Origin of the sequence: Dapis brunnea BLCC-M229 (genome assembly GCF_050015995.1) — a bacterium.
Lineage (GTDB): Bacteria > Cyanobacteriota > Cyanobacteriia > Cyanobacteriales > Microcoleaceae > Trichodesmium.
On the sequence record NZ_JBNHEP010000253.1, the window covers coordinates 25,607 to 37,666 of the forward strand.

Below are 12,060 nucleotides of genomic sequence, written 5' to 3' on the forward strand. Positions count from 1 at the left end.
TATTAACTTTAACAAAATATTTATTTCATATTTATTAATTTATCAAAATCCAATACTTGGACTACGTTTAATCCGATTAATAACACGAGTTATCAACTCAGAATATTTAAAAGGTTTACTAATATAATCATCTGCACCAGCAGCAAATACTTGATTATAAATATTAGGATATTTGTGAGCTGTGATAAATACAACAGGAATCCTATTCCAATGAGGATCGTTACGAATAACTTTACACAAATCTATACCATTAAAATGTGGCATTTCTATATCTAAAATTAATAAATCTGGCACTGTATCTTCTAAAGTTTTCCAGAAATATCGTTCATCATTCAGGGTTACAGCTTTAATTCCCCACTGCGTTAGTATATGTTTAATAATCTCTAAAGTTGCTCGATCGTCATCTACTATCATAACAGTTCCAGGTATCTGATTTTTTCGCCAGATATCTAATACTACATCTATTACTTGAGCTGCTGGTAGTTCCTTTGTTAAATATGCTGATGCCCCTAATTTAGCAATCTTAATTCGATCGCTCAAGTCTCCCTGAGTATTAAGTACAACTACTGGTAAAAATGGCATCTGACTAGAAAATTTTGCTAATATTTTTTCAGCATTGCTAGCAATCTCAAGGTCTAGTAAAACTACATTGGCAGAAAATAATAAATCTTGGCAATGGGAGTGGCAGTCATGATTAATATAAGCATCTATATCTGTAAGTAATGTAGAATTTTTCGCCAGTATACATTGTACTTTTTTAGTGGCAGCTTCCTGAAGTAATTTTTTAGCTAATAAATTATCTTCTAGTATTAACAATAACTTGCATTCTTGGGAAAAATTATCTGTATAACTTAAATAAGTTTCTGTAGAGGATTTAGCATCAATATATTTGAGTTGCTGATTTAAAGTTTGTTTATTATCTATATTACTATTATACCTATCTATCTCGTTGCGTAGAGTGCTAAGTAGTTTAGATATATGAAAATTTTTTGCAGAATTAATAGGTAGTTCTGCTGTCAATAAAGTTTCTATTTCTCTAGCCAAATCTGAGCCATAGGCCAAACCAAATGTGCCGAGAGAACCTGCTAATTTATGAGCTTCTTGTTGTGCTTGATGTTGCAAATTAGTCTCTAATTTTCCATTTTTTCCAGCTATTACTGCTTGTTCTACCACATCAATTCGCTCACTTATACTTCCCTTAACTCTGTCCCAAATTTTATTTATTGACTGTTGCAGATTTTGTTGAGATTTATTAGATATATTAGGTTGAGTTTTATTCTTTTTTTGACTTTTTTTTAGAGGTGAATTATTCTTTTGTTGTTTAAGCCTATAGCCTAAACCATAGACAGTTTCAATTAAATCAGTGGGAGCATCTACTGATTTTAATTTGTGTCTTAAACCTTTAATATGCGCTCTAACAGTATCTTCTGTGGGTGTATCTTCCAAATCCCAAACCCGATCTAAAATTACACTACAACTAAATACTCTTTGGGTATTGTGCATCAACAGATTTAGTATTTCATATTCTTTAGGAGTAAGATTTAACTGTTTGTCATTGTAACTAACTTCACAACTTTGAGGATTTAAACATAAACCACCCCATTTTTTAATGACAGAAGCAGACTCATTTCCCCGTCGTAATAATGCTCTAATTCTAGCTAAAAGTTCTTCCAGATTAAATGGTTTAACTACATAATCATCAGCTCCAGCATCTAAACCCTTGATCTTATCTTGACTGTTGTCGCGAGCTGTTAAAAGTAAAATAGGGATGGTTTTATTCATAAAACGCAACTTCTGGCATAGAGTAATACCATCTAATTTTGGCAGCATTACATCTAATAAAATCAAATCATAATTAAAAGCTTGAGCTTGCTCCCAACCTGCTTGACCATCTGTGGCTACATCAACTACAAAAAGTTGTTCGGTTAAGGCATCAGCTAAAGTTTCGGCGATAATCTTATCATCTTCTACAACTAAAATTTTCATTGATTGCCTGTTTTAATTCATTGTAGTTAGTGTTGTTTTAATCAGCTTTTTGAGTAAGTAAGTTTTATTAAAAAAATAGTGTTTATCAAATAGATTATATACAATATTTGATCATTTTAGAAAGCACCGAATATGGGAACACAAGAGGAGGGAAAAAATTTCCAGTAGGCAAGTAATTATTATTTTGAAACGAGGGAATTAGGGCAGTTTTATGTTTCCTCTTAAAATGTTTCCTACTTCCACCGTAAATCACTACATCTATACCGCTATGGGTCAGGGACTGATACACTTATACAAAAGTTAACTACAATAGCTTTTCAGCTTGTACCAATGTCAAAAACCTTAATGCCTAGTTTTAGTGCTATATAAGACCACCTCAAGCTATAGCTAGCAGATAATCTTTTTACTTTTACACTTAGAAATATGGTACTAATATTTCAATATAATACCCAATTAATTATTTAATTGTTGATGAAACTGTGTAATTTATATTGATAAATTTACCACCCACATTGAAAAATAATGTGGGTGGATAAAATATTTCTACATTACAGAATTAACTTCAGCAATTTCAGGAATTTCTTCCCGGAGTCTACGCTCAATACCCATTTTGAGAGTCATGGTAGAACTAGGACAGGAACTACAAGCTCCCTGTAATCTGAGATTAACTATTGGACCGTCAATGTCTACTAATTCGACGTTACCACCATCTGCTGCAAGATAGGGGCGTAATTCATCTAATACAGTTTCAACATTTTCCTTAGTAAGTGCTAGTGCTTGACTCATTTTTTTCTCCTTGTTTTTTTGAATCTATTACCGATAGTAGAACTATAGTTAATTCTAACTGACTGAACAGGGAAATAAACCAAAATTTCAGATTTTTATACAACTACTGGTTCTAATAGTTTTATATTAGAATAATTAAATTCAGTTGTTGTTTTTTGACCCTTTTCTGTAGAATTAACAACTTGACAAACCATTATGTAGTAGTTGCCAATTTTTTCATAAGAGTCCTCAAATTCTAGTTCCCTAATTACTTCATTGGTTTGAGGGTTACGGAAAATGGCGTTATAGTGAGTAGCAATACAACCTTCTGGTGTCTCCAAGCTTTTATGGGTGTTAATCACAAAGGCCATCCGACCCATTACTCGACTGACTAGACAAATTTCTTTGCCTCTAACTTTGTAATTTGACCCCATGGCATCGCCTTCAACGAGAATTTCAACTGCGCCTGAACCGTCGCTATTACCAAGACTAAAGCTATTTTTACCGTGGGATGCTTCAAATGATGAACGTTTGCGGTGAGTAACTACGTCCCGTAGTTGGGTATAAACGCTTTGTTGTACTTCTTCGTCTGGGATGCCTGTGACTTCTACAGTTAAGTCTGGCTTAATCCAAATTTGGCCATTGTATACTTCTGACCCTTGTTTAAGTTCGATATTAGCACTACAACCAGGAAAATTAGAGTCCCAAGTGTAGCGATTTTCGTAGGCAGCTTTAAATAAATCACGAGCATTTTGCTCAGTCATAGAAACCTCGTTTTCTAGAAATTATCTTCTATTATTTTACCATTAAATAGTAGTTTTTGCATTTAAGACTATAGGGAATGACAAGTATAACAATTGTGTTACAGTAATAATATTTTGGTGCATATTGGGAGTTGCTGAGTCAGGATTCACCTAGTTATAATTTCGAGATTTTATAGTTGATTTTAGCTATTATTTAATCCCTCAAAATTTCTTGATAATTACTAAGTATTATGTGCCAAAATAGTTTAACATTTGTCAGCAGGAATAATTACTGGAAAGCAAAAATATACTTGTATAGCAATCCTATTTCAGTTGTAATATTTTGGTGGTAGTTAAGAGTCAGGTAGGGGAGCCGTCGGATTGGCGACGTACAGAATTTCAAGAGTTTTAAGTTAAAATTAACTGTTATAAAGATTTTCACAACCAATGGGCGGATTGCTATATCTGTTATTCAGCTTTATTTAACTATACAGGAGTTTTTTTATGGTTAGAATATAATAGGGACGTCCCATGGAAAGTCCCTACAAGATTTTGATTGTAACGTGAGGTTATCTATCTGAAAAATCCTGTAAACATCACAATTTTTAACTTATGAAAAAATGGAAAGTCGGAGATATAGCAGATTTTTTTATGAGGAAATAAAAAAAAATTAGAATTGTTAACAATTACGCTGAGAATTTGTAATTGCTACTAAATAAAAAACATGATACAATAATAAAAATATAATTTTTGCATCAGCCCCCCCATTGACAAGCAGAAAAAATACGGTGGTACTATTAATATGAAACAAGACCTTTCCAGTCACGGCTATGAAATTATTAGAGAAATGGAACGTCACCAACAGCAAGGAGAAGTTACATATCAGGGACTAGCTCTCAAGCAAGACCAAGAAGTTGTCATTAAAGAATTTCGTTTTGCAGATGGTGAAGCTAATTGGGCAGGATTTGAAGCTTATGAACGGGAAGTAGAAATTCTCAAACAACTACAACATCCCCGTATTCCCAACTATATTGATGCCCTAGAAACTTCTGAAGGATTTTGTTTAATTACAGAATATCAAGAGGGAAAATCTTTAGCAGAAAGAAGAAGTTTTACTCCAGAACAAATTAAGCAAATTGCTATTTCAATTTTAGAGATTTTAGTTTATTTACAAAAGTCTACGCCACCAATTATTCATGGTAATATTAAACCAGAAAATATATTAGTTGGCGCTTACTCCAACGGTGATAAATTTCCTACCGCATATTTAATTAATTTTGGTTCTGCGCGTATGGGAATAGAAGATAGTTTGAGTGAGGGTTTTAGTGGTACACCTGGGTTTATGCCACCAGAACAAGAATTGAATAGCACAGTCACTATTAATTCTGATTTATATAGTTTGGGTGTAACTCTAATCTGCTTACTGACAGGTACTCCTAGTACAGATGTCAAAAAATTAATTGACCGCAACTATCGCTTTAATGTCAAAAAATTAACGCCACAACTGAGTACGTTATTCACAATGTGGCTAGAAAAAATGGTATCTCCTAACGACAAAGATCGCTTTGAAAATGCAGCAGCAGCTTTAGCTGCACTCAAACCAATTCCTGTTTTTGGTGATGCTGCTAATTTTAAGAATGTGGCGATGGCAATGCAACCTGTAAAAGCATCTGCTATCGTGGGAGTTGCTAGTATTGCTGCTCTTGCTGTCTTGGCGACAAGTTTAACAGTTTTCCGACAGCAACGATATCAAACGAATTTCCAGAGAACGGAAAGACCTCAGCAGGAAAGGACTATCAAAAGATTTTCTGGTAACAGCTCAATAGCTAAATTGCGAGCAACTTCAGAATGTTACGGTTGTAACCTCCGTGGTAAAAATTTGGCAGCTATCAAACTTGAAGATGCTTATTTGCGAGATGCAGATTTACGGAAAGCTAATTTGAGGGGTGTTGAACTTAGGGGGGCAAGATTACAAAATGCGAATCTCAAGGAAGCGCAATTGCAAGGAGCAAATTTAATCAAGGCTAAACTACAGGAAGCAAATTTGTCTCGCGCTCGTTTAGAAGGTGCAAATTTAACCCATTCTAATTTGCAAAATGCCACATTGGAAAGAGCTTCTCTTGGTGGAGCAAGTTTACGTCGAGCAGTTTTAGAAAGTGCTAACCTACGGCAAGCTAATTTATCTGGTGCAAATTTACATGGGTCTAATTTGCGTGCTGCTAATCTCCATGGTGTTAATCTCAATGATGCTAATCTCACTAGAGCTAATTTAAAGGGAGCTAATTTAAGAGGAGCTAATTTAAGTGGTGCAAAGATGCATCGTGCTAGTCTCCGAGGTTTAGACCTCAGAGGTGCGACTTTAAAAGATGCTAGTCTCAGGAGAGTAGATTTAGTCGGAGCAAATTTAGCAGGGGTTAAGCTACTGGATGCTGACCTTGAGGGAGCTAACTTGAAGGGAGCGAACCTGAAGAATGCTAATTTACTAGGTGCAAACCTGGAAAATGTAAATTTGGAGGGTGCTAATTTGCAAGGTGCAATTATGCCTGATGGTAGTTTGATTGAATAGATGGTCATTTCAGCTATCAGTTATCAGTTATCAATACCTCAAATCTGAAGTAGGAGACTTGAAATACTGAATTTTCTTGATTTTATCCTCTTGAAATGGGAGGTTTGAGACCTAATTTTTTGGTCAGTTAGTGGGGGTTTGGTGACCAAACTCCTACTTGGCAATAATTTCCTTGAAGGCAATATTTTGGCAGCAACAACAATGAAACTGAATGAAGACAATATATCGCATAAAGAATTTAATCAAAGTTTTTCTCTGGTAACTGCTAAACCAAACTGCACTGATTTTAATTCCTTACTTGATTATCTCAAAAATTATCGGCACGAACTCAAGTCTATTCTGAGAAATTATGGTGCTGTGGTTATTAGGGGATATGAGGTGAAAACTCCTGACCAGTTTCAACAGGTGGGATTGAATATTTTTCCCAATCTGCAAAATCAATATCCTGGTGGGGCACCTCGTCATAAAGTTGCTGAATATGTTTGGACTGCTTCTGAATTACCAAATTATCTGCCAATTGCTGGTCATACAGAATTATCTTACTCGCCATCAGACAGACCTACTTATATATTATTTTTTTCGCCTCAAGTTGCTAAAAGTGGAGGGGAAACTCCAGTTATTGATATGAAATCAGTTTTATTAGATTTACCCGAACAGTTACAGCAGAAGTTTTCCCATACCAATTTGGTCACGAAATTTTATTGGGTAAGTATACAGAAAAAATTATTTGATGTGCGATTATGGCAGTGGCCTTGGTTTCGTTATGCTAAATCTTGGAAGGCTGTATTTAACACTCAGAATAAGGGTTTAGTCGAAGCAAAATGTCGTGATTCAGGGCGACAGACTGAGTGGCTTATTAATGATAACTTAATTGTTTCTTGTCCGATGCAGGCAATTAGTTCTCATCCTATTACTTCTGAAACTATCTGGACTGGATGGTTCCCTTGGTTTCATATCTGGGGTGTTTGTATTGATGCCTGGTTTGTTGCTAAGTTTCAAAGAAAATTCAGGAGTTGGTTAGTATTTTTTATCTTATTTTTAATCACATTTGTACAAGACAGGTTAAGGAAAAATTAAAAGCTGAGAGCTGACTACTCATCGCTGAATGCTGACAATTTTTTTACCGTGAGTCATCGATAACATAAATATCCGGACGATTATAACCTTGTTCGTTAGGATGGTGCATTGCTACTCCTAAAATATCAATTTTAAACCCCATATTTAATATTTGAAGGTAGGCTTGGTGACGACTTGTGTTGACTCCAGCTATCAGTTTAGACATTCCAATAATATTGCTAAATATTTCACATTCATTCAATAATTGTGCAAAGCGTTCGCTCCCTTTTTTCCCTGAATTAACTGCACCAAATTTAATATAGCAAGTATCACTTCCTGCTTCAGTACCTGCACCATAATGACAAACAGCAAATCCTTCTAAATTACCATTTTTCCCGATAAATAAAGTATCTCCTAATCTTTGATTTTCCACTGCTAAAATTTCTGACTGTAAATCTAGTCCGGCATAAATATTATTAGTTAATTCTTGGCTAGCTTGTAAATATTCTTTTTGTTGTTTTGCGGAAATTTGTGAATACCTAATGCTTTGTAATTGTTGCTGTTTTTGAGAAACATATTTAGTACAAATCTCCCCTCGAGAAAAGAGACTATTCCTGATGTCAATCCCGATGCTTCAGCTAGAGGTACTGAATTGCGCAGTTCCGACCATAGGAGGCTAACTGATATAGCACTACGCAAATAGGGCGCGGACATTTCTAAATCCTGAAACCTTTTGATAGTCAACTGTTCCCTGTTCCCTGTTCCCTATTCCCTAGCGCATAGCGCTATAACTGATAACTGAAATGACCTTAGTATCTTTGAAAAGTGCTGTAAGTATTGCTAAAAAATTAATTATAGTAAAATTTAGCTCTGGAGTAAAAATATATAGAATCGATCAAATTGGTGATATACACAAGTTTTGGATTTTCAGGAATAGGCAATAGAAAAAAATACTGTATTTCATAAATATCAGAACCGCTACATTATGCTAATTAAAAGGTAAGTATTTAGATTTTAGCTATCAGCTAATTACCTTTTTCCCAGGGTCATTTCATTCTAGATTTCGGCAATGAATTTATTGATTTTCAGACAGGGAAAGATTAAATTTCCTAAAGCTTGAAATAACCTGCTTCCTCAATACATAAAATGGCACAGCTTAGTATGAAACAGCACTGCCTTTTTCCTAATAATTATTCTCAAGAGATTGACAGAAAATGATCTGACTACAAATCCCTGAAAATTATTTCTAATTCAATTCTGTTTTCTGACCGCTAGGCTAATGGCTGAATACTTACATTAGACATCTCCGAAAAAGATATAGACTTTTTGTCAGAGTAGGGAACAGGAAACAGGGAACAGGGAACAGGTAATATTTTTTTAGGAAAAAGGTACTAAAAAGAATTTCGTGAGGAATTTTTACAACTATATATCATCCTAAATAAAGGGCGATTTTATTTTCTGGAGATGTCTATGTAGGGAACAGGGAACACTTAACAGGTAATATTTTTTTAGGAAAAAGGTACTAAAAAGAATTTTGTGAGGAATTTTTACAACTATATATAATCCTAAATAAAGGGCAATTTTATTTTCTGGAGATGTCTATGTAGGGAACAGGGAACAGGGAAAAAGTAATATATTTTTAGGTAAAAAAGTACTAAAAAGAATTTTGTGAGGAATTTTTACAACTATATATAATCCTAAATAAAGGGCAATTTTATTTTCTGGAGATGTCTATTAAAAGATGCCAAATTTATGTCCAACTGTAGTTTATTGAATACCACTTGCTACCTATATCTATAGTTATTTGCTTTGGTTGATTCTTGATTTATTTTTTTCCCTTTTCTGTGTGATTCATTCCTGAATTTGACTAATTTACTATGACTATATCTCATTAGTATTAGATATCAAGCAACTAGATTTACTCTTCAAAGTAGAATTACTTTTTACTTTTAACTTTTGACTTAAGAGAAACCCTTGACATATAATGACGACGACTAAGAATGTAATTTCATCCCCGTACATGGAGATTTAAGCCTTGGGTATAGAACTGCGCAGTTATGTATTTATAGACAACTTGCAACCTCAGCACGCGGCCTACATTGGTACAGTCGCTCTTGGCTTTTTACCATTACCAGGTGATACTTCCCTATGGGTAGAAATTTCTCCAGGTATTGAAATTAATCGCATTACAGATGTGGCCCTCAAATCTAATTCAGTTCGGCCTGGGGTACAGTTTGTGGAACGACTTTATGGTTTGCTGGAAATTCATTCGAGTCGTCAGGGAGATACAAAAGCTGCTGGTCAAGCAATTTTGCAAGCTTTGGAAGTGCAGGAACGCGATCGCCTAAAACCTCGTATTGTCTCTAGTCAGGTGATCCGTAATATTGATTCCCACCAAGCACAGTTGATTAATCGTAATCGTCGTGGCCAGATGATTTTGGGTGGCCAAACTCTGTATGTGCTGGAAGTCCAACCTGCTGCCTATGCTGCTTTAGCGGCCAATGAAGCAGAAAAAGCTGCTTTAATTAATATCTTACAAATTCAAGCGGTGGGTAGTTTTGGAAGGCTTTATTTGGGAGGAGAAGAACGGGATATTTTGGCAGGTTCTCGAGCAGCTTTAGAGGCAATGAAAAATGTTTCGGGTCGAGAACATTTTGACCAACGCCAAGAATAAATTAGCTTTAAGAAGGTTTTAGATTAATAGTTCAATTGATCTGAAGGGGTAACACTGACCAAATGAGGATATGTCATATTTGACTATATTTTTATGAACTATAGATACTAAAATTTGTAGAGTACTAATTTTGTGGAAATTTAACAATGTCGGAAAAACTTAAGTTAATGGTTGTTGATGATGAACCTAATAATTTAGATTTACTCTATCGGACTTTTAGGCGTCAATTTAAAGTGTTTAGGGCAGAAAATGCTAGTTTAGCTATGGAAATTCTCGAAGTTGAAGGGGAAATGGCTATAATTATTTCTGACCAAAGTATGCCAGATATGACGGGTATTCAATTTCTCAGAAAAACAAAAGATAGCTTTCCTGATACTGTTCGGATTTTGTTAAGTGGTTATGCAGAAGAACAAATAAATTCTCAAGTTGATGAGATACAACAGGCTGATATTTTTAAATGTGTAACTAAACCTTGTTCTCCTCAAGAACTCAAGGATGTGGTTCAAGAATGTCTGGAAGTATATAAAGCTAAGAAAGGTTTATAAGTAAGAATAAAATAACTGAAAATTTTAAATACATCTAAAGGAATATAATTACTAAAAATTATTGATTTTCGTGGGTTAATTTTTAGTCTATTATAGTTGTTATGATATTAATGGAATATAGTATCTTTTTGATTTTCTGTCTGATCTTTTCCCTCCTCCTTATTAGCTAAAATTCAAAACTTATATATCTCACTAATTCTGAGTATTCAGTTATTAGGGGTCAGCATTTCCGTTTGTCATGCTGCACAAACAGCTTTTTTTTGTGAATAAATAAGATACATTCCCTATAGGGTAGTTCTGCATGGTAATGGTGAGGATATATATTTTTTAATTTCTCCCCATCTCCCCATCTCCCTATCTCCCTATCTCCCTATCTCCCCACATTCCCGGTGTTTCCTTTACCATTACTATGCACCACCACCCCCTATAGATAGTTAATATCAATTATCAAAAACTTTGCTATAATTAATAACTTTATCAGTTGGGAAAATCAAGGTAATAAGCGTAGCAAGACTTTTTTTCAAAAAAGATATAGCGTTTTTCAGGCTCCGGATTTCTATTCTATTCCCTATTCCTAGTTAAGTGTTTGCTAAAAATTACGAATGCGTGTACCTTACCAGTATGGGAATTTCTATACTTACGAATAATAAGGGGAATTAAAATACTTTACCGAAAAATTAAGGTTTAAAGCCTCTCCTAATAGGAGAAAAAGCGGTCGTTTAGCTAGCGCACAACTACGTTAACGGCTATCGCCGACATTAAAAGCGGAGCTTCCCGTAGGTTGGGATGGCGAGGTTTCCCGAAGAATGCAGAGCCGCTCCGAAGTGCGCTATATCCAATCGACCAAGAGAAGAAAAAAATTTCCTTTGAACCAATCCTCTTCTTAAAAAGAACAGCTAATAATTAATAATTAATTATTAATTATTGAAGCGACTATATCTCTTTGACTAAAAAGGGAGATTAAATCTATGGACTTACAAATAAAAAAATCTACAATTACCCTGAATTTAGGGAGTAGAGAAATTAGGCAGCAAAACAAATAGGTATAGTTAAAAAATTGGATAATTTATTTTTTGCTATTTCCTCATAAATGATATTTAAGCTATTTATTCTGCCTCTGTCCTCCTGTACTTAGTTAATCCGATGGCTCCCCTACCTGACTCCTAAGCAATAATCTAACTATTTGTAGGGGGTTGGTGATTAGGTAATGCTCTTCAATATTTATGAACCGTACAATTATATTTTTTTCATAGATATTTGAGACAAAAGCATTACGCATTGACCAACGCCATTTGTAGCAAATATTTATTAAACTGGTTATAATACCAAGCGTGAAAAAAGAATTTTACAAAACTCTAGTTATAGGAAACAGGGAACAGTTAACTGGGAATAGGGAATAGGGAATAGGCAACAGGTAACAGAGATTCGTAGCAAACATTTATCAAACTGCTATAAAACTATTTTGTTTAAAAATATCTTGGAAAACTTTTGAAATTTGGCATAGCTGCTTTTCAATAGGAGAAATAATTGTCTTGATATGTTGATGATAATTTTTAACAATTATTGACTCCAAAAAATGTTAGAATCTCAGAACTTTAACTAATATTCAAAACTAGCAAAATATTCAGATAGAAAATCTAATTAGGTTTTGCTGAATAACTCTTATAGGTAAGGGTAGGAATCAGTCCTCAGTCCTCAGTCCTCAGCAGAAATAGAAATTACAGA

The 12,060-nt window shown here is 34.5% G+C and carries 8 protein-coding genes; 4 read left to right on the forward strand and 4 right to left on the reverse strand.

The window, feature by feature from the left end:
* Positions 1 to 42: 42 nt before the first annotated feature.
* The 3 genes from ACP6PM_RS29275 to ACP6PM_RS29285 form a co-directional block, all read right to left on the reverse strand.
* On the reverse strand, positions 43 to 1,986 hold the full coding sequence (locus ACP6PM_RS29275; RefSeq protein WP_426590404.1) for a response regulator: 1,944 nt from the start codon (positions 1,984 to 1,986) through the stop codon (positions 43 to 45).
* 543 nt (positions 1,987 to 2,529) lie between these two features.
* Complete coding sequence (locus tag ACP6PM_RS29280; RefSeq protein ID WP_426590405.1) at positions 2,530 to 2,772, reverse strand: NifU family protein; 243 nt, start codon at positions 2,770 to 2,772, stop codon at positions 2,530 to 2,532.
* A 95-nt stretch (positions 2,773 to 2,867) separates the two neighbouring features.
* Entirely contained in the window at positions 2,868 to 3,515 is a 648-nt protein-coding gene (locus ACP6PM_RS29285) for a DUF3386 domain-containing protein (RefSeq protein ID WP_426590406.1), read from the reverse strand.
* A gap of 781 nt (positions 3,516 to 4,296) precedes the next feature.
* Here ACP6PM_RS29285 and ACP6PM_RS29290 point away from each other — a divergent pair.
* Together ACP6PM_RS29290 and ACP6PM_RS29295 are read left to right on the forward strand one after the other, a co-directional pair.
* On the forward strand, positions 4,297 to 6,060 hold the full coding sequence (locus tag ACP6PM_RS29290; RefSeq protein WP_426590407.1) for a pentapeptide repeat-containing protein: 1,764 nt from the start codon (positions 4,297 to 4,299) through the stop codon (positions 6,058 to 6,060).
* Positions 6,061 to 6,201: 141 nt separating this feature from the next.
* Complete coding sequence (locus tag ACP6PM_RS29295) at positions 6,202 to 7,137, forward strand: TauD/TfdA family dioxygenase (RefSeq protein ID WP_426590408.1); 936 nt, start codon at positions 6,202 to 6,204, stop codon at positions 7,135 to 7,137.
* Positions 7,138 to 7,180: 43 nt separating this feature from the next.
* Here ACP6PM_RS29295 and ACP6PM_RS29300 read toward each other — a convergent pair whose 3' ends face one another.
* Positions 7,181 to 7,549 (reverse strand): hypothetical protein, encoded by a 369-nt coding sequence (locus ACP6PM_RS29300; protein WP_426590409.1) that lies wholly within the window; start codon positions 7,547 to 7,549, stop codon positions 7,181 to 7,183.
* A 1,602-nt stretch (positions 7,550 to 9,151) separates the two neighbouring features.
* Between ACP6PM_RS29300 and ACP6PM_RS29305 the strand changes: the two genes are divergently transcribed.
* Together ACP6PM_RS29305 and ACP6PM_RS29310 are read left to right on the forward strand one after the other, a co-directional pair.
* Positions 9,152 to 9,790 carry a hypothetical protein gene (locus ACP6PM_RS29305; protein WP_293103599.1) on the forward strand — a complete coding sequence of 213 codons (639 nt, stop codon included), beginning with the start codon at positions 9,152 to 9,154 and terminating at the stop codon, positions 9,788 to 9,790.
* A 146-nt stretch (positions 9,791 to 9,936) separates the two neighbouring features.
* Entirely contained in the window at positions 9,937 to 10,335 is a 399-nt protein-coding gene (locus tag ACP6PM_RS29310) for a response regulator (RefSeq protein WP_426590410.1), read from the forward strand.
* Positions 10,336 to 12,060: the final 1,725 nt, after the last annotated feature.